This is a genomic window from Gilliamella sp. CG35, assembly GCF_046635745.1.
GTDB classification, from domain to species: domain Bacteria; phylum Pseudomonadota; class Gammaproteobacteria; order Enterobacterales; family Orbaceae; genus Gilliamella; species Gilliamella apicola_I.
The window spans coordinates 43,884-69,299 of the sequence record NZ_JBIDFH010000007.1; the positions used below are offsets into that span (position 1 = coordinate 43,884).

22 protein-coding genes are annotated in these 25,416 nt (G+C 35.6%); 15 read left to right on the plus strand and 7 right to left on the minus strand.

All coding sequences use genetic code 11. The features are described 5' to 3' along the window. Nucleotides 1–29 precede the first annotated feature (29 nt). From ACGH4F_RS04635 to ACGH4F_RS04650, 4 genes are all read left to right on the plus strand, one after another. Nucleotides 30–302, plus strand: a complete 273-nt coding sequence (locus ACGH4F_RS04635) for a PAAR domain-containing protein (protein WP_267352526.1) — start codon at nt 30–32, stop codon at nt 300–302. Beyond that, nucleotides 302–1,504 carry a hypothetical protein gene (locus ACGH4F_RS04640; protein ID WP_411590190.1) on the plus strand — a complete coding sequence of 401 codons (1,203 nt, stop codon included), beginning with the start codon at nt 302–304 and terminating at the stop codon, nt 1,502–1,504. Before ACGH4F_RS04635 ends, ACGH4F_RS04640 begins: the two co-directional genes overlap by 1 nt. 377 nt (nt 1,505–1,881) lie before the next feature. Continuing rightward, nucleotides 1,882–2,094 (plus strand): hypothetical protein, encoded by a 213-nt coding sequence (locus tag ACGH4F_RS04645; protein ID WP_267352528.1) that lies wholly within the window; start codon nt 1,882–1,884, stop codon nt 2,092–2,094. A 649-nt stretch (nt 2,095–2,743) separates the two neighbouring features. Further along, on the plus strand, nt 2,744–3,493 hold the full coding sequence (locus tag ACGH4F_RS04650) for a glycosyltransferase family 25 protein (RefSeq protein WP_411590191.1): 750 nt from the start codon (nt 2,744–2,746) through the stop codon (nt 3,491–3,493). Nucleotides 3,494–3,656: 163 nt separating this feature from the next. On the opposite strand, the gene pdxT is transcribed toward ACGH4F_RS04650, so the two are convergent. Both pdxT and pdxS read right to left on the minus strand, forming a co-directional pair. After that, a complete protein-coding gene (gene pdxT, locus ACGH4F_RS04655) occupies nt 3,657–4,247 on the minus strand; it encodes a pyridoxal 5'-phosphate synthase glutaminase subunit PdxT (protein ID WP_267352530.1) in 591 nt (196 codons plus the stop codon). Between the two features lie 2 nt (nt 4,248–4,249). After that, complete coding sequence (gene pdxS, locus ACGH4F_RS04660) at nt 4,250–5,137, minus strand: pyridoxal 5'-phosphate synthase subunit PdxS (protein ID WP_411590193.1); 888 nt, start codon at nt 5,135–5,137, stop codon at nt 4,250–4,252. Nucleotides 5,138–5,285: 148 nt separating this feature from the next. Between pdxS and ACGH4F_RS04665 the strand changes: the two genes are divergently transcribed. The 4 genes from ACGH4F_RS04665 (at nt 5,286) to ACGH4F_RS04680 (ending at nt 9,216) form a co-directional block, all read left to right on the plus strand. Next, entirely contained in the window at nt 5,286–6,686 is a 1,401-nt protein-coding gene (locus tag ACGH4F_RS04665; protein WP_411590194.1) for a PLP-dependent aminotransferase family protein, read from the plus strand. Nucleotides 6,687–6,715: 29 nt separating this feature from the next. Then, complete coding sequence (locus tag ACGH4F_RS04670; RefSeq protein ID WP_411590249.1) at nt 6,716–7,936, plus strand: MFS transporter; 1,221 nt, start codon at nt 6,716–6,718, stop codon at nt 7,934–7,936. A 269-nt stretch (nt 7,937–8,205) separates the two neighbouring features. Then, nucleotides 8,206–8,469 carry a SemiSWEET family transporter gene (locus ACGH4F_RS04675; RefSeq protein ID WP_081299178.1) on the plus strand — a complete coding sequence of 88 codons (264 nt, stop codon included), beginning with the start codon at nt 8,206–8,208 and terminating at the stop codon, nt 8,467–8,469. Between the two features lie 444 nt (nt 8,470–8,913). Further along, nucleotides 8,914–9,216: a DUF1161 domain-containing protein gene (locus ACGH4F_RS04680; RefSeq protein WP_411590195.1), complete on the plus strand. Its 303-nt coding sequence runs from the start codon at nt 8,914–8,916 to the stop codon at nt 9,214–9,216. A gap of 155 nt (nt 9,217–9,371) precedes the next feature. On the opposite strand, the gene asnA is transcribed toward ACGH4F_RS04680, so the two are convergent. The 4 genes from asnA to lipB form a co-directional block, all read right to left on the minus strand. Next, nucleotides 9,372–10,364 carry an aspartate--ammonia ligase gene (gene asnA / locus ACGH4F_RS04685; RefSeq protein WP_411590197.1) on the minus strand — a complete coding sequence of 331 codons (993 nt, stop codon included), beginning with the start codon at nt 10,362–10,364 and terminating at the stop codon, nt 9,372–9,374. A 242-nt stretch (nt 10,365–10,606) separates the two neighbouring features. Then, nucleotides 10,607–11,020, minus strand: a complete 414-nt coding sequence (locus ACGH4F_RS04690; protein ID WP_411590198.1) for a hypothetical protein — start codon at nt 11,018–11,020, stop codon at nt 10,607–10,609. A gap of 296 nt (nt 11,021–11,316) precedes the next feature. Next, the gene (gene lipA, locus ACGH4F_RS04695) at nt 11,317–12,276 is read right to left on the minus strand and encodes a lipoyl synthase (protein ID WP_267352536.1); all 960 of its coding nucleotides are present in this window, start codon (nt 12,274–12,276) and stop codon (nt 11,317–11,319) included. A gap of 9 nt (nt 12,277–12,285) precedes the next feature. Then, entirely contained in the window at nt 12,286–12,906 is a 621-nt protein-coding gene (lipB, locus tag ACGH4F_RS04700; protein ID WP_411590200.1) for a lipoyl(octanoyl) transferase LipB, read from the minus strand. Nucleotides 12,907–13,282: 376 nt separating this feature from the next. On the opposite strand from lipB, the gene aceE reads away from it, so the two are divergent. The 3 genes from aceE to lpdA are packed head-to-tail and all read left to right on the plus strand — an operon-like array spanning nt 13,283 to nt 19,007. Further along, nucleotides 13,283–15,949, plus strand: a complete 2,667-nt coding sequence (aceE, locus tag ACGH4F_RS04705) for a pyruvate dehydrogenase (acetyl-transferring), homodimeric type (RefSeq protein WP_267352538.1) — start codon at nt 13,283–13,285, stop codon at nt 15,947–15,949. 12 nt (nt 15,950–15,961) lie between these two features. Then, entirely contained in the window at nt 15,962–17,566 is a 1,605-nt protein-coding gene (aceF, locus tag ACGH4F_RS04710; RefSeq protein WP_411590202.1) for a pyruvate dehydrogenase complex dihydrolipoyllysine-residue acetyltransferase, read from the plus strand. A gap of 16 nt (nt 17,567–17,582) precedes the next feature. Beyond that, entirely contained in the window at nt 17,583–19,007 is a 1,425-nt protein-coding gene (gene lpdA / locus ACGH4F_RS04715) for a dihydrolipoyl dehydrogenase (RefSeq protein ID WP_065559371.1), read from the plus strand. 61 nt (nt 19,008–19,068) lie between these two features. On the opposite strand, the gene manA is transcribed toward lpdA, so the two are convergent. Further along, nucleotides 19,069–20,256, minus strand: a complete 1,188-nt coding sequence (gene manA / locus ACGH4F_RS04720) for a mannose-6-phosphate isomerase, class I (protein WP_411590203.1) — start codon at nt 20,254–20,256, stop codon at nt 19,069–19,071. Between the two features lie 416 nt (nt 20,257–20,672). Between manA and prfA the strand changes: the two genes are divergently transcribed. The 4 genes from prfA (at nt 20,673) to ACGH4F_RS04740 (ending at nt 25,408) form a co-directional block, all read left to right on the plus strand. Next, nucleotides 20,673–21,758, plus strand: a complete 1,086-nt coding sequence (gene prfA / locus ACGH4F_RS04725) for a peptide chain release factor 1 (RefSeq protein ID WP_267352540.1) — start codon at nt 20,673–20,675, stop codon at nt 21,756–21,758. Beyond that, nucleotides 21,755–22,591: a peptide chain release factor N(5)-glutamine methyltransferase gene (gene prmC, locus ACGH4F_RS04730; protein ID WP_411590205.1), complete on the plus strand. Its 837-nt coding sequence runs from the start codon at nt 21,755–21,757 to the stop codon at nt 22,589–22,591. The genes prfA and prmC overlap by 4 nt, the downstream gene beginning before the upstream one ends. Before the next feature lie 17 nt (nt 22,592–22,608). Continuing rightward, on the plus strand, nt 22,609–23,463 hold the full coding sequence (gene kdsA / locus ACGH4F_RS04735) for a 3-deoxy-8-phosphooctulonate synthase (RefSeq protein ID WP_324123836.1): 855 nt from the start codon (nt 22,609–22,611) through the stop codon (nt 23,461–23,463). A 529-nt stretch (nt 23,464–23,992) separates the two neighbouring features. Next, the gene (locus tag ACGH4F_RS04740) at nt 23,993–25,408 is read left to right on the plus strand and encodes an OprD family outer membrane porin (protein ID WP_411590207.1); all 1,416 of its coding nucleotides are present in this window, start codon (nt 23,993–23,995) and stop codon (nt 25,406–25,408) included. Nucleotides 25,409–25,416 lie beyond the last annotated feature (8 nt).

Consider the following 25,416-nt stretch of genomic DNA (forward strand, 5'->3'; position numbering starts at 1 on the left):
AACAAAGGTAAATAAAAAAGGAATTAAAAATGACTAATTTACGAGGCGTTATTCGTTTAGGTGATGATACTAATCATGGCGGTAAAGTTATTACCGCGTCAACCACAATGAAAGTAATGGGTAAACCTGTTGCTCGAGTCGGTGATTTAGTTAGTTGCCCCATTCATAAGCATGGTGTCAATTCAATTATAGAAGGTGAACCAACAATGACAGATCAGGGTAAAAAAATTGCTTTAGATGGGCATAAAAGTGCTTGTGGTTGTTCGTTAATTTCATCTATCTCTAAAGTAGGAAAAAGCTAATGCCCGTTAATCTAAATGCTATCCCTGACTCACTGCCTAAACAGAAAAAAGGTAACTTTTGGCTTTGGCTTGGTTTTCTTATCTTGTCTGTCGCTTTAGGTGTATTGGGTACTTTAATTTACAGTGTTTTTTATAACCTTTCTAATTTTTGGTTTATTTGTTTTTCGATTATTTTTCCAGTCTCAATATGGATGTTTTGTTTTTTTTATAATCTTTATATTCGTTTTTGTAATGATATATATATTGAAAATTGGAATATTGATTGTGAAATCGAACGCCAAGAGCTAATTGAATTTGCAAGACGAGGTTTATACGTGTTAAGTCATTCTCTTGAAACACATCATGGCAAACAGGGTAGTGGTGTCGGCGTGGCTAACAATAAAGTGTTATTAAGTTCGATGCCTGTTGTTAGTGGTAGAAAGTCTATTGCATATAGTTCATTAGCTATACCTGAAAGTTTGTTAGGTAACTATATTGAACAACGATTAAAAGCAAAATTTGATGAGTGGAAACTTGAATACCAAACAATATTTAATCGTCTTTCTCCAAAATTAAATATTCATGTACGATTGTTCATTGATTCAGAACCAAGTATTGATAATCTTGAAGATATTTGGACACAAACCTTAGGAAAATTAATTAAACCTACTAGTTTTGAAATAAAAAACCCTAAAAATAGTACTTTATTCACTGAGTCATGGTTGGATCATCGTGATCATGATTCTGATTTATTAATTGTCATTGCTGGTCATCTTTTTCAAATACCTTCTGAAAATGAAGGCGAATTTTTATCGTTCATGTTGTTTGCTGGTGAAGAAGCGATTAATGATCTTTGTCTTTCTGATTTTAGAGAATCAGCTATTAAAGTCTATCGTAGTGAACAAACTCAAACATTAGAAGAAACAATCGACAAGGCATTACTTTGGGGTGATGGTAAAGATAAAGATTATGACGGAATTTGGACAAGTTTTATCAGTGAAGATCAAAACAAAGCGGTATTAAATCATTTAAATATTATTGATTTTAAACCAAATAATTTTTTTAGTGTCGATAATTCAATTGGTAAATCAGGTAATTGTGCTTTATGGTTGGCAACGGGATTGGCTATTGAACAAGCGTTAGATAGTAAAAATAAGCAGTTTATCTTAATTGGTCAACCTGAATTAACTGCTTCTGTTGTTGCTTATCCTCAGCTCAGTTAAAAGTAATGAGTGATGAATGACTTAAAATGTTCTTCATTTAGGCAATGGTATATAGCTTCGAGACGTTTTAACAATTAAAATGAACATAATTGACATTAGTTATTGTTGATTCGCGTTTAAATTATTTAACCATAACATTATGGAATCTAGTTTAAACTTTTTCGAAGCTTTTTAAGCATTCAAGAAATATCCGTAGTTGAAAATTACCGTTTAAAAATGGCGTTACGGTTAAGTAATATAAACATTTAATTTGTCTAACTAGTTGTAATAATTAAAAGTTTGTATATACAGTGACCGCACCGCAAACTTTAACAAATCAATAACATTCGCATATCTATAAAGTCTATGTTTTAAAGCAGAAACGAACTGGTAGCGAAGTGTTAAAACATCTTAGAACCCATACCCCGTTTTTTTCTTGTGCGAAAACGCCTTTTTTAGAACTGCAAAAACTTATATTTAGTCAAGATCATTTATTATTAATGACTAAAAATAGCAAACAAATTAATTCATATCGATATCAGTCTAAACCAGACGATCAAGATTATTTTGATGAAAATATGGAGTTAAAAAAGAGTTTAACGGAAGCATAAAAAGAGCCATGAAAAACCCATGCATAAAAAAAATTGGAATGCCTAGGCTACCATGTTCATACCTAACTGATACGAAAAAACTGTTTAGAATAAAAAATCATGACAATGTTAACGTCGAAATTCTAAATTTACCAACGATGTTACGCGGTAAAACAATCGACCTAATGGAAAAATTATAATTGATAGGGCTACTTTGAATGCCGTTCGGTAAATTGATTTAAGTTAGATTATTTGTGCTCAGGGTTATCGAGCGCAATAATATGTAGGACTATTTTGCTTTAATTGCATTCTAATACTACTTACTATTACATATATTTGTCAAAAAATAAAAAAAAAACATGAACATTTAAATAATTACTAATTGTGGCACGAACGAGCATGAGTTATTTAAACTGATTTACTCACGTCAACTATTAGTAAAATCGAGAAAGGAATCGACTATTGCAGCATGAAAACACTATTTTTAAATATTTGGATGGATGTAAATAGACGACGATTTTGTCAAATCCTATAACAAACATTGGTTATTGTAATAATTTTATAGCTATGTAATCTAATTGTTTTTTAGTAAATTATTGTCAATTAATAATATCCAGTGTATATTTAGTGGTCGTATTATTTGTAAATAATAATTGAGAATATTTAATTAGTGAAAGTGTTTGTAATAAATTTGAGCAGTGCGGTAAATAGACGGTATAGAATTTCTAATTTATGTAAAAAATTGAAAATGGATTTTGAAATTATTACAGCGATTGACGGGCGTGAATTAGATGAAAATTTTATTAATGACAATGTTTATGATTATAAAAATTGTTTTTTAACGAAAGGTGAAATTGGATGTGCCCTCAGTCATATAGGTGTGTATAAAGAAATTATAAATCGGAGGTTACCTTATGCACTAATTATTGAGGATGACGCAATCTTCGATAGTAGAACAGTAGATTTTATGAGTGCATTCGAAAAAAAACCAAAAAACGGAATTTTTTTGCTAACTGGTGACGTGGAATACGCAAAAAATAAAAAAATGAGACTTGGCGATTTTAATGTTTTCCCAATAGCTAAGGCTATTCGCGCTACAGGCTATATAATTACATTAAAAACAGCAAAAAAGATGGTTGAGTTTCTAATGCCTATCAGATACGAGGCAGATATGTTTGAAATTTTCAGAACGTGCGGAAATATAAAAACATACTTTACCCTACCACATCTCATTGAAACCAACGATCGCGATAAGAACGATTCCTCACTTGAAGCGGAGCGCAAATTGGTTGTTGCTAATCGAGAAAATTACCGAAAAAAATTATATAGCCTAGAGAAACGACCTAAAGTCAATTTTATTGTTTCGATACTGCAAATGTTTTCAAAAAAACCTAAATATAGGAATTATTTTGATTACTGATTGCTAAACAAACGGTATGAGTTTGCAATATCAACATTATTAACATTAATACGTACTAATAGTAATTGGTATTTTTTACAATTGTGTTCCCTATACATATGGGTATAGATATTTAATAACACAGATTAAATATCTATCCCTTGTCTTTTGAAAATACTTCCCATCAACATTTATCAACAAAATATTTCATCACCCGATTATCGTTAGATAGCTCGGGATGAAATGAGCAGACTAAAATATTATCTTGTTCTGCCATTACACAGTGATCATCAATAAATGCCAGTTGTTTTACTGGGTTACCTGCATGGATGATATAAGGAGCACGGATAAAGATGGCTGGAATGTGCTTGCCAATTGACGCTATATCTAAAAAGGTTTCAAAACTTGCTACTTGCCGACCAAACCCGTTGCGTTCAACGGTAATATCCATTAATTCAAGAAGTTCAACTTCATGATGAGTGGTTGTCATACCACAAAGAACTAAGCCGGCACAGGTGCCTAAAATACCTTTGCCTTGACGGGCAAATTCTTTAATTGGGTCAAATAGTCCATTTTGTTTAATTAGTCGGCTAATTGCGGTAGATTCCCCGCCTGGAATAATTAAACCATCTAACCCCGCTAAATGGTCAGGTTTTTTTACTGTCACCGCAATCACATTTTCGATACTCAGCAACATGGTTATATGTTCACTAACCGCGCCTTGTAAGTTAAGCACGCCAATTTTTTTTAACCGTAAGGGTTTGAGTGATTGCATCGTTACCATCCTCGTTCTTGCATTCTTTCGGATTCAGACAATTTACTGATCTCAATGCCTTTCATTGCCTCACCTAATCCTTTAGATAGTTCTGCTAAGCGTGGATAATCGTCATAATACGTCGTTGCCTGCACAATCGCTTTTGCAAATTTTTCAGGATGTTGCGATTTAAAAATACCCGAGCCAACAAAAACGCCGTCTGCGCCAAGTTGCATCATCAAGGCTGCATCGGCTGGGGTTGCAATGCCTCCGGCAGCAAAGTTAACAACAGGTAATTTACCCAACTGTTTGATTTGTATGACGAATTCATAAGGCGCACCGATTTCTTTTGCCAATGTCATTAGTTCATCTTTAGATTTACTCTTTACTAATCGAATTTGTTCGTTAACTCTGCGCATATGGCGTACCGCTTCAACAATATTACCTGTACCCGGTTCCCCTTTTGTGCGTAACATCGATGCCCCTTCACCTATTCGACGCAGTGCCTCGCCTAAATCTCGACACCCGCAAACAAAAGGTACGGTAAATTCATCTTTGAGTAAATGGTACTGTTCATCGGCAGGTGTTAATACTTCGCTTTCATCAATATAATCAACGCCCATTGATTCTAAAATACGGGCTTCAACAATATGACCAATACGCGCTTTTGCCATAACAGGAATTGTAACCGCATTCATTACAGCTTCAACAATAGTTGGATCTGCCATTCGGGCAACACCACCAGCAGCACGAATATCTGAAGGAACCCGTTCTAGTGCCATAACGGCGACAGCGCCAGCTTGTTCAGCGATTTTGGCTTGTTCTGCATTCACCACATCCATTATCACGCCACCTTTTTGCATTTGTGCCATACCCCGTTTTACGGTCTGTGTTCCGATAATTTTATTCATCACGTCTCCTGATTTAAATTAATTAATGCTTAGTTATGTATTATTTAAAATTAACGATAGGTAAGATACAGCCAATTGGACTATAATTAGGTCATCCAATTTTTTATGCGTTGTCTGGCAAGGTTTAAAATGTTGAGTAATCGATAACATGTGGAATCATCAGAAATTAAATGCCTATCAAGGCGCACTTTTTAATAAAGTAAGTCAACTAATTGAATATTATATTGAGCAAGGCATATTGATTGCTGGCGAACGATTACCATCAGAACGTGAACTTGCTAACATTTTAAACATCAATCGAACAACGGTGGTTCGTGCTTTGGATAATCTCTCTGAACGAGGACTTTTAATCCGCAGGCAAGGAAGTGGAACATTTGTTAATGATAAAAAATGGGGTGTTCAGGCGCATACTTCAATAAATTGGCGGTTACCAGCACGTTTTTATCAAAATAAACAATCTCGTTATCAACAAAAAGTCGAACTCATACGACGTCAGCAATCTAACATCATCGATCTTGCTAATGGGGACTTACCCACAATTTGGATGCCCAAATTGTTATTACCCAATATCAGCTCAGATGAGCTTATCATGCATGAAAAAAATAGTGACCAATTACAGTTAGGTTTGCCAGCACTAAAAACGCAAATAGCCAATTACATGCAACAACGTTTTGCTATGTCGGTAGAGACATCTCAAATACTCATTACATCAGGCACACAGCAATCACTATTTTTAATTACCCAGGGATTACTTAAATCAGGCGATGCAATTGCTATCGAATCGCCTTCTTATTTTTACTCTTTGCCACTTTTCCAAGCAGCAGGGTTACGCTTATATGGGATTGAGTGCGATAATGAAGGTATTACCTTAGACAGTTTAAGTAAAGTCGTTAGTCAGCAACCCATAAAATGGCTGTTTCTCAATCCTATCTTTCAAAATCCATTAGGTTTTGTGATGAGTGATAAACGCAAAAAAGAAATATTAGCATTTTGTCGTTCGCAATGTATTGGTATCGTTGAAGATGATGCTTATAGTGGTTTAGCATTTAATTCTCAATTATCCATTTCACCCATTAAAAAGTTTGACCATCATAATCAAGTTATCTATTTAGGATCGCTTTCTAAATATATTGGTCGAAATATACGGGTGGGTTGGATGATAGCACCTCGTAATATTATTGAAAATCTAGCGAATATTCGTCAACATATCGATTCTGGGTTGAGTATTTTGCCGCAATTATTAGCAGAAGAATATCTAAAAAATCATTATTTCACTCATCAACACTTTTTGAGTGAACAGCTCAATTTTAAAGCGAATCAATTAATGGTATGGCTCAATAATTATTTTGATGACACAATAAATTATCAAAAACCTTTAGGTGGTTTTCATTTATATGCCCAATTACCTGTTAAATCATCACAACAAGAAATCGCTATTTTAAATCAATTGCTTGCTCAAAATATTATCGTATCACAAGGAAGTGATTATGGTGATAAATTAGGGTGGATACGTTTAAGCTATGGACATTTCAATCAGAATTTGGTTTGATCTTAAAAAATTACTATTATTTTTATGTTATGCAATATTCAACAAAACGCTCAATATCAACCAAAAAACTTTTATTTATTGCCGGTACAGGCTGGCTGTTTGATGCGATGGATGTCGGATTACTGTCGTTTATACTCGCCGCCTTAAAACAAGATTGGGGATTAAGTCCTGAACAACTTAGCTTAATTGGCAGTGTCAATTCTATCGGTATGGCGATAGGCGCTTTTCTGTTTGGGATCTATGCGGATAAAAAAGGACGTAAATCGGCATTTTTATTTACTTTATTAATGTTTAGTATTGCCAGCGGATTAAGTGCATTTGCTTGGGGACTAGCAAGTTTAGTTATTTTACGTTTTTTTATTGGTATGGGATTAGGCGGTGAATTACCGGTTGCTTCTACTTTAGTAAGCGAAAGTGTCGAGCCTGAACATCGGGGTCGAATTGTCGTATTACTTGAAAGTTTTTGGGCTGTCGGTTGGATTTTAGCTGCTCTAATCGCTTATTTTCTTATTCCTATTCCGGCAATAGGTTGGCGAGGAGGGATGATTATTTGCGCTATCCCTGCGTTTTATGCGCTTTACTTACGTTTTAACTTACCCGATTCATCGGCTTTTAATAGTTTGAATGCAAACTCTAAAAATGATTCGGTAATTAAAAAAGTTAATTCATTACTCACTTCAGAGTTTCGCCGTTCGACCATCATGTTATGGATAGTATGGTTTTGTGTGGTTTTTTCATATTATGGCATGTTTTTATGGTTACCGAGTGTCATGATGATAAAAGGATTTTCCATGATAAAAAGCTTTCAATATATTTTAATTATGACATTTGCTCAGTTACCGGGGTATTTTTCGGTTGCTTGGTTGATTGAGCGAGTAGGGCGTAAATGGGTGCTAATCACCTATTTATTAGGTACATTAATTAGTGCCTATTTATTTGGTGAGGCTAAATCTGTTAATCATTTACTCGTGTATGGTGCTTTTTTATCATTTTTCAATTTAGGTGCTTGGGGTGCTATGTACGCTTATACTCCAGAGCAATATCCTACCAATATTCGTGCAACAGGTTCAGGTATTGCTGCTTCGGTTGGACGAATAGGGGGAATATTAGGCCCTCTCATGGTTGGTTTTTTAATGGCTAAAGATATTCGTTTAAGTGTGATTTTTGGGTTATTTAGCTTATCTATTTTAATGGCAATAATGGCTATTGTCCTATTAGGTAAAGAAACAAAGCAAACACCATTAACCTAACTGTTTCCTAAAATGTGAGTTGTATAAATTCAGCGTTGACCTATACTAGTAAAGTCATCCGGTCGCTTCGTGTAATAAATAAATGATAAACATGAAGCGATAACACTGAATTTAACTTTAACGTTGATACCGTTGCTCAAATCTTTTCGTTCTTTATTAATTAATCTTTAGTCATGAATGAGTTTTATACCATTTAAACGTTTTCATTCAAAATGATGAGTATTGCAGCTATCAACATTATCGATTTAACTAATCATTAGGAGGTCATTTTGTATCTTTCAGCAAAAGCTTTCCATTATCTGGGTATTATTGCAACCATTGCTTCACTGGGTATGTACATTTCTTACATTCCACAAATCATTGATAATTTACAAGGTATGAAATCGAATCCTACTCAGCCATTAGCGGCAGCAATCAACTGTTCCTTATGGGTCAGTTATGGTCTTTTACGTGAAAAAAAGGATTGGCCTATTGCGATAGCGAATTCACCAGGAGTGATTTTTGGCCTCATCGCTTTTTTTACCGCCTTATAATTGTCAATGAAAGCGGAAGTATTTGCTTCTGCTCATTTATCTGAAGTCTTTTTTCGTCTATTTAATCCGTCTTAATTTAGCCTAATTTTAACAATTTAATACTTGATTTTTTCTTTAAAATAATATCATTTTTGAGGTCGTTTATTATTTAATCTGAATGATAAATTACTAATAATTAATAAGATAAAGAGTTATCAACAGGTTTGTTAAATACTTATCAAATAGTACAGTGCATAATTTTGATGTTACTCACAGCATCAATAATTATGTTTAAAAGTTTCCGTCTGTTCGATTATTCGTGTACCTATTTGAAAAGGGTATTTGAGTTTATTTGTCTTAAAATCTGCTAAGATAATTGTATGGCAAGGTTAATCGTTATCATTTAATAAGTAATTATAACAATCTGATTTATTTTATTTTTATAGAATATTATTAAGGAAAGACATGAAAAAAGTAGTTTCTGTTTTGATGATATGTATGCCAACATTTGCGCTGGCATCAAATTGTGACGCTATTTGTGCCGATATTGCTGAAAAAATTGAAAATAATGGTGTAAAAACGTCTGACTATATGTTAAAAATTTCACCCACCGATATTGCCGATCAAGTTGAAGGTAAAATTGTCGGATCCTGTGAAGCTGGACAGAAAAAAATTATTTATCTTCGGTTAAATCATGTCTCAGCGGAATTTTTAGATTTATCATCAGAACATCATTCAGGGGTCATTGAATGTACAAAAAGAAGGTGATTTAAAGCAAAGTACAGAAAACAAAATTGAATGAACAGCGTGAATAATTGAAGAGGGATAAAGTTATGTTATTCGGTGATCTAAGCAGGTCATTTTTCTAATCAGAAGTGAGTAATATCTCTTCTACCATGAAAATAGAAGAGATAATCATTACATTATAATAAATTAGTGTAATTTTGATGAGTTACTTCGTTCCAAACACTTGATTGTACTTGTCCAATATGTTTTTGTTGTAAAAGTAGCATCGCTAAACGAGATTGACCAATTCCACCCCCTATAGTTTGAAGTAGATCACCATCCACTAAAGCTTTATGCCACGCATATTGTAAACGATCTTCATCATTGGTTGCTTTTAATTGGCGTTTTAAAGCTTCTGGATTAACTCGAATTCCCATAGACGAAATTTCAAACGCACTATTTAAAATTGGATTCCAAACTAAAATATCGCCATTTAAACCTTTTGATCCCATTTCATTATCGCTACTCCAATCATCATAGTCGGGTGCACGTACATCGTGTTTTTCATTGTTAGACAAATCACCCCCTATACCGATCAGGAACACAGCGCCAAGCTCTTTTGTGATGGCATTTTCACGTTCTTTAGGTGATAAATTAGGATAACGTTTTAATAATTGCTCACTATCGATAAATGTGATCGATTCGGGTAAAAATCGTGATAGATGATATTTATCGGATACTGCACTTTCAGTCGCTTTGATGGCGGCATAGATCTTTTCGACAGTTTGCTTTAAATACCCTAAATTACGATCTTCTGGTCGCATTACTTTTTCCCAATCCCATTGGTCAACATAAACAGAGTGAATAGGGGAAAGTTGATCTTCGTCGGGGCGTAATGCTTTCATATTCGTATACACGCCTTCGCCGACAGGAAAATGATGCATACTTAATATTTTTCGTTTCCATTTTGCCAGCGAATGAACAACTTCAAATTGTGATTGAGGAATAGCTTTAACTTTAACTTGAACGGCTTTTTCAGTTCCCGATAAATTGTCTTGTATCCCATCACCTACTTGACTTAATATGGGGGCTTGCACTTCAATAAGCGATAAGTTTTTTGCTAATTGTTCAGCAAAAAATTGTTTTACAAAACTGATACGTTGTTGTTGTTCTTTAAATGATATCGTCATGTTTACTCTTCAATTATTAGTTAATCCAGATAGCTAAATTAAACTAGAAAATAAAAATATGCAAGTTAGAACATATCGGCACTTTTTCAAAAATACTAAGCAAAATAGTTAACGAGTTTACTTTGGACTTTTCATCAATGATAGGAGCCGATATTAAATGTAAAAACTAAAAATTAAAACGCCTAATAAGACAAGATATTAGGCAATATTTTAATAACACCAGAAAAAGATAAATGGGTTAATTATTGATTAATATAGGTGGTAATAATATTCGCTAAATTTGGTTTTTGCCATTTTGCGGTCAGCACAAAATTAGGCACTTTAAATGGATATCGTTTATTTTCAGTAGTCGTAAATTCAAATTTGCTGTTAATCCAACCTTTTTTGAAGGTCATATTTGAAATTGATGTCATCGGTATTTGGAGAACATTATAGGTAAAATCTCCTGTTACAGTTAAACCTATTAAAATAATTTCATTGGAATCAAAATAAATAAGGAAATGTTTAATATCTAAAACAGCTAATTCCTGATAAAGTGCAAATTTCCAAAATTTTGGGTTGATACAACCATAAATTACTGATGAGCTGTTAAAATTGGGTAATTCAAATTTTTCAAATAATGCGTTAATGTTTTCTAACTTTAAGCCTTCGTTCATGTTAATATTCCTTATGTATCGAGAATTTATTTTTAGTTTTTATTAAAAAAAATTATTTTTTAGTTTATATACTGTTTAATGTTAGTTCTAAGGATTTTCGTATTTTACTCTAATGAAATGTTTCATGATATTACAAAGTAGTGAAATAATTGTTTTATCTTCCGTTTTTCGTCATAGGTAATATTCTTTTTTTCAAAAAAATTTTGCAACAATTTTATAGCAGAAGTTTTAGATTCTGAATCTGTTTTAAAATCAGCTTCCATTTCTGCACAATATAAACCGTTTTTTTAAATTTATTATTTCACTTCTTTACCCATAGCCTGTAAATCAGCATGATACGATGAACGGACAAAGGGGCCACATGCGGCATGAGTAAATCCCATATTTAAGGCAATTTGTTTTAATTCATCAAATTCTGATGGTGATACATAACGCTCAACAGGAAGATGATATTTACTTGGTTGTAAATATTGCCCTAAGGTTAACATTGTCACACCATGACTACGCAAATCTTTTAAGACTTGGATAAGTTCTTCATTTGTTTCACCCAAACCAACCATTAAGCCCGATTTTGTTGGAATATCCGGATGTTTTTCTTTAAAGGCTTCTAATAACTTTAAAGAGCCTTCATAGCTAGCACCGGGGCGTATTTTCTTGTATAAACGAGGAATGTTTTCAAGATTATGATTGAAAACATCGGGCGGGTTTTGACTTAAAACTTCGACAGCTTCATTTATGCAGCCTCGAAAGTCTGGTGTTAAGGTTTCGACTTTAATAGTCGGGCTTAATGCGCGAATCTCTTTTGTACATGCTGCAAAATGACTTGCACCACCATCTTTTAAGTCGTCTCGGTCAACCGAGGTAATAACCACATAGCGCAATCTCATCTCTTGAATCGTTTTAGCAAGTTTAATGGGTTCTTCATGGTCTGGTGGTAATGGTCTACCGTGCGCAACATCACAAAATGGGCAACGGCGTGTACATATATCACCTAAAATCATAAAAGTAGCCGTTCCGTGATTAAAACATTCCGCTAAATTTGGACAAGACGCTTCTTCACAAACTGAATGTAAACCATGTTTACGCATAGTATTTTTTATATGGGCAATATTATCACTGTTAGCGGATAATTTAATTCTCATCCATTCAGGTTTTTTTAAGGGGGCAGAATCTTCCACCGTAATAGTTGGAATTAAACGTGTTTTATCTGCATCACGGTATTTTGAGCTTCGGATTATTGGTTCATCATTTTGCATAATTTTATCTTATTGATTTTGTAACTGGCTAATAAAGTTATCCGTTAATTGTTGTTTAATAACTTTGCGATCGATTGAAGAGACATATTCTTTTAATTGTGTCATTTGCAATCCAGCATAGCCACAAGGATTAATATAAGTAAAGGGAGTGAGATCCATATCAATATTTAAAGCAAGTCCATGCAATGTGCAACCACGTTGAATGTGCAAACCAAGTGAACAGATTTTTTTTGTATCAATATAGACGCCAGGTGCATCAGGTTTGGCATAGGCTATGATATCATAATTAGCTAAAGTTTGTATGACACTGTTTTCCAGATAACTGACCATATCACGAATGCCGAGTTTTGCTCTTTTTAAGTCAAACAAAATATACATAATTTGCTGACCGGGAGCATGGTAGGTGATTTGTCCACCTCGATCAGTTTGTACGACAGGAATATTGGTTTGTTTAAGTAAGTGTTCAGGTTTACCTACTTTACCTTGAGTAAAAACAGCATTATGTTCGACAAGCCAAATTTGATCTGGCGATTGATTATCACGACGTTGAGTATACTCATGCATAGCTTGATACGTTTGCATGTAAGGTTGTAGGTTCAAATCTTTGATAATGATGTCTTTCTTAGTCATGCTTGTTTTTTTCAATCTCTACGTTGCATTGCTTTAAAATTTACATTTATATATCAGATTTTACTATAGCTTGACAACCTATGCTTGAACAAGGTATAACCATATAAATAATTCTTTAGTTTTTCACTTCTTAAAAACTCTTTTATATCAATAGAATATGTGTTCAAAGTTATATTTATTGGAATAGTTGATTAATTTGATAGGAATTAACATTCTTTTCTAAACTCAGGTTTACTTTACTTTTTTTGTGAAAATGGCAGACTGATATTAGTAAAGCTCCATAGTGCAGAATTGAAGCTAATATATTTAGTTATGCTTTTGTGATAGCTAAGGATAGCAAAAACTGCATTTTTTTTAACAAAAAAGAGGTTTTTATATGTCGGACATGCAAATGAATGATATCGATCCATTTGAAACGCAAGATTGGCTTAAAAGTATCGAGTCAATTATCCGTGAAGAAGGTATCGAACGTGCTCAGTACATTATCGAACAAATAGTCAACAAAGCGAGAGATGGTGGTGTTCCACTACTTTTCGGTTCTTCAACAAGTAATTATATCAATACCATTCCAGTAGAAGAACAACCTGCTTATCCAGGGGACTGGGAGATTGAAAGGCGCATTCGTTCAATTGTTCGTTGGAATGCTATCATGATGGTATTACGAGCGTCTAAAAAGGATTTAGAGCTTGGCGGTCATATGGCTTCATTCCAATCGGCAGCCACTTTTTATGAAGTCTGTTTTAACCACTTCTTCCGTGCACGCAACGATAAAGATGGTGGTGACTTGGTCTACTTCCAAGGTCATATTTCACCGGGTATCTATTCTCGTGCTTTCATCGAAGGACGTTTGACTGAAGAACAATTAGATAACTTCCGTCAAGAAATTCATGGTAAGGGTTTACCGTCTTATCCACACCCTAAATTATTACCGGAATTTTGGCAATTCCCTACCGTATCAATGGGATTAGGGCCAGTAAGTGCTATTTATCAAGCTCGCTTCTTAAAATATTTAAATCATCGTGGATTAAAAGATACCTCTGAACAAACTGTGTACGCTTTCTTAGGTGATGGTGAAATGGATGAGCCAGAATCTAAAGGTGCAATTACGGTGGCAACCCGTGAAAAATTGGATAATTTAGTTTTCGTTGTCAACTGTAACTTGCAAAGACTTGATGGGCCAGTAACCGGTAATGGTAAGATTATTAACGAACTTGAAGGGATTTTTGCTGGCGCAGGTTGGAATGTTATTAAAGTGCTTTGGGGTGATCGTTGGGATAAATTATTACAAAAAGATAAATCAGGTAAATTGATTCGTTTAATGAACGAAACCCTTGACGGTGACTATCAAACTTTCAAATCAAAAGATGGTGCTTATGTGCGTGAGCATTTCTTTGGTAAATATCCTGAAACGGCTGAATTAGTAAAAGACATGAGCGATGAAGAAATTTTCAGACTCAACCGTGGTGGTCAAGATCCAGAGAAGATGTTTGCTGCCTTTAGTCGTGCTAAAGAGACTAAAGATCGTCCTACCGTGATATTAGCACATACTATTAAAGGCTATGGTATGGGTGAAGCCGCTGAAGGTAAAAATATTGCTCACCAAGTGAAAAAAATGAATATGGACGGCGTTCGTCATGTTCGTGATTTCTTTAACATCCCGGTTAATGATGAATCACTTGAAAAATTACCTTACATTAAATTTGAAGAACATACACCAGAATATAAATATATTCATGAACGTCGCCAAGCATTACATGGTTATGTACCTTCACGATTAACTAAATTCTCAGGCACAGTGTCAATTCCACCGTTAAGTGAATTTGCACCACTTCTTGAAGAGCAATCAAAAGAAATTTCGACCACTATTGCTTTTGTTCGTGCGCTTAACATCATGCTTAAAGATAAAGATCTTGCACCACGTTTAGTGCCAATTTTAGCAGATGAAGCAAGAACATTTGGTATGGAAGGTTTATTCCGTCAAATTGGTATTTATAATCCACACGGTCAACAATATACGCCACAAGACAAAGAACAAGTGGCTTATTATCGTGAAGACGAAAAAGGGCAAATTCTACAAGAAGGTATTAATGAATGTGGTGCAACCGCTTCATGGCTTGCAGCCGCAACATCTTACAGTACCAACGACTTGCCAATGATTCCATTTTATATTTACTACTCAATGTTTGGTTTCCAACGTATCGGTGACTTAATGTGGGCTGCTGGGGATCAACAAGCACGTGGATTTATGATTGGTGGGACTTCAGGACGAACAACGTTAAATGGTGAAGGTCTACAACACCAAGACGGTCACAGTCATATTCAATCTTTAACTATTCCTAACTGTATTTCATATGATCCAGCTTACGCTTATGAAGTAGCAGTAATTATGCAAGATGGTTTACGCCGTATGTATGGTGAGCAAGAAAATGTTTACTATTACATTACCACATTGAATGAAAACTATGCACAACCTGCAATGCCAGAAGGTGTTGAAGACGGTATTCGTCGTGGTATCTATAAACTTGATACGGTTAAAGGTAAAAAAGGTAGTCCAACTGTTCAATTATTAGGTTCAGGGGCAATTTTACGTCATGTTCGTGAAGCGGCAGAAATTTTGGCTAAAGATTACGGCATTGGATCCGATGTATATAGTGTTACTTCGTTCACTGAATTGGCTCGTGAAGGTCAAGATTGTGAGCGTTATAACATGTTACATCCAAGTGAAAAACCAAAAGTACCTTATGTAACACAAATTATGAATAATAACCCAGCCGTGGTTTCAACAGACTATATGAAACTGTTTGCTGAGCAAATCCGTGCCTTTGTACCTGCTGAAAGTTACAGAGTACTTGGTACTGATGGTTTTGGTCGCAGTGATAGCCGTGAAAACTTACGCCATCATTTTGAAGTGGATGCATCTTATGTTGTTGTTGCAGCATTAGGTGAGCTTGCTAAACGTGGTGATATTAAAGCCAGCGTTGTTGATGAAGCGATTAAAAAGTTTGAAATCAATGCTGACAAATTAAACCCACGTATTGCATAAGAGGTAACCAACATGAGTATTGAAATTAAATTACCTGACATTGGCAGTGATGAAGTCGAAGTCACCGAAATCCTTGTAAAAGTGGGAGACAAGGTAGAAGTCGATCAATCATTATTAACGGTTGAAGGCGATAAAGCCTCAATGGAAATCCCTGCGCCACAAGCAGGGATCGTAAAATCTATCTCAGTCAAAGTCGGCGATAAAGTTAAAACTGGTGTCGATATTATGGTATTTGATACCGAGAATGGCGCAGAATCTGCGCCAGCTCAAGCAGAGTCTGCCCCGAAAGTCGATGTTGCTCCAGCGGCTGCAACCGTAAGTCAAACAGTCGATGTTAATGTGCCAGATATTGGCGGTGACGAAGTCGAAGTGACCGAAATTTTAGTGAAAGTCGGTGATACTATATCGGTAGATGATTCACTTATTACTGTTGAAGGCGATAAAGCCTCAATGGAAATACCTGCCTCTATCGCAGGTGTGGTTAAAACGATAACAGTTAAAGTTGGCGATAAAGTGAAGACAGGTTCCAAAATTATGGAATTTGAAACGGCATCCAGCAGTGCGCCAGCTAACGCTGCAACTGCAACGCCAGCGCCGACAGCACCAGAAAAATCAGCTTCAGTTGCTGCACCGGTGAGTAATGTTTCTACTCCTGCTGCAACGGCTTCTACAACGGCAAGTAATGATTTTGTTGAAAATGATGCATATGCACATGCAACACCTTCTGTTCGTCGTTTAGCGCGTGAATTTGGCGTGAATCTGGCTAAAGTATCACCAACAGGGCCTAAAAACCGAATCCTACGTGAAGATATTCAAGCTTACGTTAAAAATGCGGTGAAACAAGTTGAGAGTGGTACAGCAGGCGGAGCATTACCGGGATTATTACCATGGCCGAAAGTTGATTTTAGCAAATTTGGTGAAACTGAAACTTTACCATTAACTAAAATCCAAAAAGTGTCAGGAGCAAATTTACATCGTAACTGGGTCATGATTCCTCATGTTACTGAATTTGACGAAACCGATATTACGGATTTAGAAGCATTCCGTAAACAACAAAATGCCGAAGCAGAGAAGAAAAAACTTGATCTTAAAATCACGCCATTAGTGTTTATTATGAAAGCGGTGGCAAGTGCATTAACTGCTTATCCACGTTTTAATAGTTCATTATCGGAAGATGCGCAAACCTTGATTATCAAAAAATACATCAATATTGGTGTCGCAGTTGATACGCCAAACGGTTTAGTCGTACCGGTATTTAAAGATGTCAATAAAAAAGGCATCGTTGAGTTATCTCGTGAACTTGCCGAAATCTCGAAAAAAGCTCGTGAAGGTAAATTAACCGGTGCGGATATGCAGGGCGGATGTTTTACAATTTCAAGTTTAGGTGGTATTGGTACAACTTCATTTACCCCAATTGTGAATGCACCTGAAGTCGGTATTTTAGGGGTGTCACGCTCAAGTATGAAACCTGTATGGAATGGTAAAGAGTTTACGCCACGTTTAATGTTACCTTTATCTCTGTCATTTGATCATCGTGTGATTGATGGTGCAGACGGTGCACGCTTCTTAAGCCATATTGTTAACGTCTTATCTGACTTACGTCGATTAGTGATGTAGTTTAGGAGAATAAATTATGAGTCAAGAAGTTAAAACACAAGTGGTGGTTTTAGGTGCTGGTCCAGCAGGTTATTCTGCTGCGTTCCGTGCCGCCGATCTTGGATTAGACGTAACGTTAGTTGAACGCTATTCTACATTGGGTGGCGTATGCTTAAATGTGGGATGTATTCCTTCTAAAGCACTTTTGCATGTAGCTAAAGTCATGGACGAAGCCAAATCACTGACAGAACATGGAATTCATTTTGGTACACCTAAACTTGAACTGGATAAAGTTCGAGGTTGGAAAGAGAAGGTCATTAATCAGTTAACTAATGGATTAGCAGGTATGGCTAAAATGCGTAAAGTCAATGTTATTCAGGGCGAAGCGCAATTTACCGGTAGTCATACTATGGATGTGACTTCAGCAAAAGGTATTACTAAAATTACGTTTGATAATGCTATTATTGCAGCTGGGTCTCGACCAATTAAATTACCTTTTATTCCGCATGATGATCCTCGTATTTGGGATTCCACAGATGCGCTTGCTTTGACAACCATCCCTAAAAAATTATTATTAATGGGTGGGGGAATTATTGGGCTTGAAATGGGCACGGTTTATCATGCCTTAGGTTCAGAAGTTGATGTGGTTGAAATGTTTGATCAGGTCATTCCTGCTGCTGATAAAGATGTGATCAAAGTCTTTACTAAGCAAATTCAGGATAAATTCACCTTACGTCTTGAAACAAAAGTAACGACGGTTGAAGCAAAACATGATGCGATTTACGTCACTATGGAGAAAAAAGACGGAACCACTGAAACACACACTTATGATGCAGTATTAGTGGCAATTGGACGTTCGCCAAATGGAAAACTAATTAGTGCTGAAAAAGCAGGCGTGAACGTTACTGATCGTGGTTTTATTGAAGTCGATAAACAAATGCGCACCAATGTTCCACATATCTATGCTATAGGTGATATTGTTGGTCAACCAATGCTTGCGCACAAGGGCGTTCACGAAGGACATGTGGCTGCTGAAGTGATTGCGGGCAAAAAACACTATTTTGATCCAAAAACGATTCCTTCTATTGCTTATACTGAGCCAGAGGTTGCTTGGGTTGGTTTAACCGAAAAAGAAGCGAAAGAAAAGGGTATCGATTATGAAGTGTCTATCTTCCCATGGGCAGCATCTGGGCGAGCTATCGCATCGGATTGTTCACAAGGGATGACTAAGCTGATCTTCAATAAAGCAGATAATCGCCTTTTAGGTGGCGCAGTCGTTGGTGCTAATGGCGGTGAATTGCTTGGAGAGATTACCCTTGCGGTTGAAATGGGGTGTGATGCCGAAGATATAGCCTTAACTATTCATGCGCATCCAACACTTCATGAATCAATTGGACTTGCTGCTGAAATTTATGAAGGAACGGTAACTGATTTACCGAATCCGAAAGCAGTAAAAAAATAGTTTATATTCAGTCATTCTATCTATCTTAAAATTTATGCCGTCAATGATTGACGGCTTTTTTTTAATCACTCACTTTTGCAAAACATCCTTTCCCACTATAACTATAATATTTGGCATGATACGCAATAAACACCGATTCCCCTTTATTTAAAGTGAGTACTTCATGTTTTGTTGTTAATGTAATAGCGCCATTTGCACAAAATAGGATTTGAGGGCTGTTGACTTTTTCTTTTCTTAATTGAAGATCACTTTGAATGATTTCAAATTTAAAATCATTAACGGGAACAGGAAAATCAATTTTATTATGATTAATTAACGGATTAATTAGCAGTTCACTAGCATCAATACTGCTAAAGTTCGTATTCGCTATTAATGCGTCAATATCAATAAACTTATGGGTTAAACCTGCTCTTAAAACATTATCTGAATTTGCCATCACTTCAAAACCGGTTCCCGATAAATAACAATGCGGTGTTTGGGCATGTAAAAACATCGCTTGAGATGGCTTGAGTTCAATCACATTTAAAATTAAAGGCATAAACAAACCAATATCGTTAGGATAATCTTTTACCAGTGTATGAATGGTTAAAAAAGGCTCTTGATTGAAACTTCTAGTACAGGCTAATAATTGATGAATAGCTTGTAATTTTTTGTCTGGTGAAAGATTCAACAAGAATTGAAAAAAGTGTTTCAGTTGTTTTGGATGAGGATTATGTTGTAATTGTGCTAATTCATGGTTAAAGATAGGGATAGTTATTTGCGAAAAAAATGATAATATTTGCTCAATCGGTCGAAACGAATTCATGGCTTTAAATGGCGTGAGTGCATACAATAATTCTGGTTTATGATTGGGATCTTTAAAATTTCGGTTTGGTGAATGAAGATCGATACCTAATTTATTTTCTTTTTCAAAACCTTTTTGAGCATCAGCTTTAGTTGGATGAACCTGAACTGAAAGGGGTTTATTTGCTGCGAGTACTTTGAATAAATAGGGAAGAGTACCGAAAAGTTGATAAGTATTTTTACCCAAAATCTGCAATGGGTTTTGATTGATAAGCGCATTAAGATTTATCTTTTCGCCATTTAAACCGATAATCTTTGAACAACCCAGAGGATGTATACCCATCCATATTTCAGCCATCGGCTTTTGGCTTGGGTTTTTAATACCAAATAAAGTCGTAATACTATCGATACTTCCCCAATCATAATCTTTAATACAATTTTCAAGTTTCCATATCGTTTGCTTCATATTATCAACCTGTAAAAGAGTGAATGTGATGCGAATATTGATATTTAAGCTTATTCCTTCTTAATAAACGTTATTTAACAGTAAAATCTGTGCCTTAAACCGATCATTTAACATATTTTTAGTTATCTTTTCCTGTATTCATAAAAAGCGTTGAATAAAGTAAAGACCTTTTAACAAAGTAATCAATCAACTGAATTATAGTAACGACTAAGCAAATTTTTGAAAAGATTAAAAAGTGATTTTTGTGAAATGAATAACACTTTTTGAATGTCTGTGTTTAAAATAAAATTCTGAGATATTTCACTGCATTATTAATAGTTGCAAGGATGAAAAAGTAGGGAAACTGTATTTTAAAGGCGATTAAGTATATAATGCCCCGCAAATTCATTTATTCACGATTAAAAATAGACTTTTATATGAAACCCTCAATTATCAGTAAGTTAGAAACTTTGCAAGAGCGCTACGAAGAGGTTCAAGCGTTATTGTCTGATGCCTCGGTGATTGCCGATCAAAATCGATTCCGTACTCTTTCTAAAGAATATGCGCAATTAACGGGTGTGGTGAAATGTTTTACAAGTTGGAAGCAGACTCAAGAAGATATTGAAACTGCTAAAATGATGCTTGCCGATCCCGAAATGAGTGAAATGGCTCAAGAAGAGTTAAATGAAGCGTTAAACCGTATCGAAGAGCAAGAAAAGCAGTTACAAGTTTTATTATTACCTAAAGATCCCAATGATGATTATAACTGCTTTGTTGAAGTTCGAGCTGGAACAGGTGGAGATGAAGCAGCAATATTCGCTGGCGATCTTGCAAGAATGTATACAAGATATGCAGAATCCCGTCATTGGCGAGTTGAAATTATGAGTGCCAATGAGGGTGAGCATGGTGGCTATAAAGAAGTCATTATGTTAGTCAGTGGCGACGGCGTTTATGGTAACTTAAAATTTGAATCGGGTGGTCATCGTGTGCAGCGTGTACCTGAAACAGAATCGCAAGGTCGTATTCATACATCTGCATGTACGGTAGCGGTGTTACCTGAAATTCCAGAAGCAGAAATGCCTGAAATTAATCCCGCTGACTTAAAAATTGACACTTATCGTTCGTCTGGGGCAGGGGGGCAGCACGTTAATACAACCGATTCAGCTATTCGTATTACGCATATTCCAACAGGAATTGTGGTTGAATGTCAGGATGAACGTTCTCAACATAAAAATAAAGCTAAAGCGATGTCGGTGTTAGCAGCACGAATCCAAGACGCTGAAACCCGAAAACGCCAACAAGAAGAAGCGTCGACCAGACGTAACCTTTTAGGTACAGGTGATCGTTCAGATCGTATTCGAACCTATAACTATCCACAAGGACGAGTAACAGATCATCGTATCAATTTGACGATTTATCGCTTGGATGAAGTTATGGAAGGCAAGTTAGAAATGTTGATTGATCCAATTGTACAAGAATATCAGGCAGACCAGCTTGCTGCATTATCGGAACAAGATGAATGACTTATTTAGAGTGGCTTAAATATGCATCTCAAACTTTAAGTGAAAGTGAAAGTCCCAAGCGTGATGCGGAAATACTATTAAGTTTTGTGACGCACAAAACACGAACATTTTTAATGGCGTTTAGTGAAACTTCATTATCAGACGATGAGTTAACGCGCCTCAATGCATATTTAGCTCGTCGGCAAGCGGGTGAACCGATTGCTTACATTACCGGGGAAAAAGAGTTTTGGTCTTTAAAATTTAATGTGTCGGACTGTACTTTGATTCCAAGACCAGATACCGAAAAATTAGTTGAGCTGGGATTAGAATACCTACCTAAAATTCCCTGTGAAGTTTTAGATCTTGGAACAGGTACAGGAGCCATAGCCATTGCTATGGCAACAGAGCGCCGAGACTGTCTTTTTACTGCTGTTGAAAAAAATCGAGATGCGCTAATATTAGCTCAACAAAATGCGACACAAATCGGTGTAAATAATGTTTATTTTTTACAAGGTGATTGGTATAAACCACTCAAAACCCGTAAATTTTCGATGATAACATCCAACCCGCCTTATATTGAGCCAACAGATATTCATCTATCTCAAGGTGACGTTCGTTATGAGCCAAGAACAGCACTTGTGTCAGACGACGATGGACTTGCGGATATAAAGTTAATTGTCAAAGGGGCTACCAAACATCTGAATCAATATGGTTGGTTACTGATCGAGCATGGTTGGAAGCAAGGCTCTGCAGTACAAATGATTTTCAAACAACATGGATTTCAATTAGTTGAAACCTTCACAGACTATAGTGGCAATGATCGAGTGACGCTTGGTCGTTGGTTCAAACCTTAACTAGGAAACAATTTATGATGAAGCAAAAACAAGTAAAAGTCAGGGATATTACGGTCGCAAATGATCTTCCATTTGTGTTATTTGGTGGTATGAATGTGCTTGAATCACGTGATTTGGCAATGAAAATTTGCGAGCACTTTGTGACGGTCACGGATAAACTCAACATCCCTTATATTTTCAAAGCTTCGTTTGATAAAGCGAATCGTTCTTCTGTTCATTCCTATCGTGGCCCTGGTTTGGAAGAAGGTATGAAAATTTTTCAAGAATTAAAACAACAATTTGGCGTAAAAATCATTACTGATGTTCATACCGAACAACAGTGTCAACCCGTTGCGGATGTTGTTGACGTTATTCAATTACCGGCTTTTTTAGCCAGACAAACCGATCTCGTTGTGGCAATGGCGAAGACAGGTGCCGTCATTAACGTTAAAAAACCACAATTTGTTAGTCCCGGACAAATGGGCAATATAGTTGAAAAATTTGAGGAAGCAGGCAATGATCAAATCATTCTTTGTGATCGTGGTAGCTGCTTTGGTTATGATAATTTAGTGGTTGATATGCTTGGCTTTAATATCATGAAAAAAGCCAGCCATGGTTCACCAGTAATTTTTGATGTCACTCATGCCTTACAATGTCGTGATCCTATGGGAGCAGCATCCGGAGGACGTCGTGGACAAGTGACCGAACTTGCTCGTGCAGGCATGGCAGTGGGTATAGCAGGGCTATTTTTAGAATCACATCCTGATCCAAGTCATGCAAAATGTGATGGACCTTCAGCACTTCCATTAGCTAAACTTGAGCCATTTTTAAAACAGATGAAAGCTATTGATGAGCTAGTAAAAAGTTTTGATGAAATTAATACTGAAAATTAAAATTGATTGATGTGATTAAATCCCTATTAATAAATTAAATTTTATCAATAGGGTTTAATCTCAGTATTAGTAATAAGAATTTTTTGATTTTTCTTTTTTCCCCTCCCTATATTTTCATTTCTGACAAGCAAATTTATTTAAACATAGGATTTATAAATCTGAATGCGTTAAGCGATCGTATGGGTTAATTCAAAACTCTATTAATCTTTTCTTATTTTTTAATATAAAAAAAGTTGTGATATTTATCGAAAAATTAGAAAAAAAAAGGGGTGTTTTGGTGATTCGGATCACGATTTAACAACATTTAATTTGATAACCAAAATATGTTTATGCATTATAAAAACACCTTATTCACAGGAGTTTTAGATTAATTTAGTAAATTTAACCAATTGTTTGTACAGAAGATTGACATTAATTTTGTCGTATTTTATTGATTTTAGGTAGAAAATGATTTTTTGATCCATAAAGATAAGTTGTTAACGGACTAATCTGATCGTTGATTTAAAAAAGTCATTTCAAGGAAGCAGATATGAATTTTTATAACCCCCTATTAACCACTCGTTCACTCAGTCGTATCACTAAGCTCATTTTGTCTTGCTCCATTTTAATCAGTGCGTTGCCTGCACAAGCAGAATATACCCATCCCTTTGTTGAGGATGCTTCATTAACCGGTAATGTCTTTTTTTGGAATCGTGATCGGGAAAGAAAGAATGTCACTCAACATAAATATGAGAAAAACCTAAGGCATACTTCTTTCAATACCAATCTGGATTTTAAAACAGGTTATATAGCCGATATGTTTGCTTTAGAATTGGGCGGCTATGGTGCTTGGGAAGTCAGTAATGGTGGTAATGGTCATCCTAATGAAATCGGTTTTAGTGGTGCCAATAATCGTTGGGACGAAAATTGGAAAAAAGATATTAGTGGTCTTAGTTTCTATAAAGCCCAAATGAACTTCAAACTTGATGAACTATTTTGGCTCAAAGCGGGGTATATTCAACCGTCAGGACAAACGTTGCTTGCTCCACACTGGAGTTTATTACCAGGCACTTATCGAGGCGTTGAATTTGGTACAAAGCTTGATTTTGACTCTGCGGGGGTGTTATCTATGTCCTATATGTGGGCAGATAAATATAAAGCACCTTGGTATAAACGACTTTATGAATTTAGACAATGGCAAAAAGGAAGAAAGATCGATTACTTACATTCTGCTGGTTTGAAGTATGACTTTAAAAATAATTTAGTGCTAGAAACTGCGTTTGGTCAATCGCACAATTATATGAATCAATTTTTTGGTAAAGCATCTTATAAAATGAATGTATTTGATAATCCGCTAACTGTAAGTTATCAATTTTATGGTGCGAAAGATCAGTCTCATAAGGGAGCTAAAGTATATGATGGTTTAGCATGGTTACAAGCTGCGACGTTAGGTTATCAAATGGGGCCAGTAGGGTTACGTCTTGAAGGTGTAGCAGTTAAAGCAGAAGGTGAACAAGGATTCTTTTTACAACGAATGACGCCTGATTATGCTTCCTCAAATGGTCGTTTAGATGTCTGGTGGAATTCACGTTCAGATTTTAATGCCAATGGTGAAAAAGCATTATTTGCAGAAGTTACCTATGATTTAAGTCATCTATCACACTATTTATCTGGTTGGAGAACTGGCGCTTCGTATGCTTATGGCTGGGATGCTAAACCAAGTACTAATAAAGATTTTGACCAAAAAAGACGGTTGATTGAATCAGCTTATAACTTCGATTTAGGTTATACCGTACCACAAGGTTTTGCTAAAAACACCTCTTTCCAGTTACATTATACCAAATATAATAACCACTCAAAAATACCAAGTTGGAGTGAAGGTTATGGCAATATTTTCCAAGATGAACGAGATATCAAATTTATTGTTACCGTTCCATTCACTATATTTAATGCAAAACAAAAATAGGTAATAAA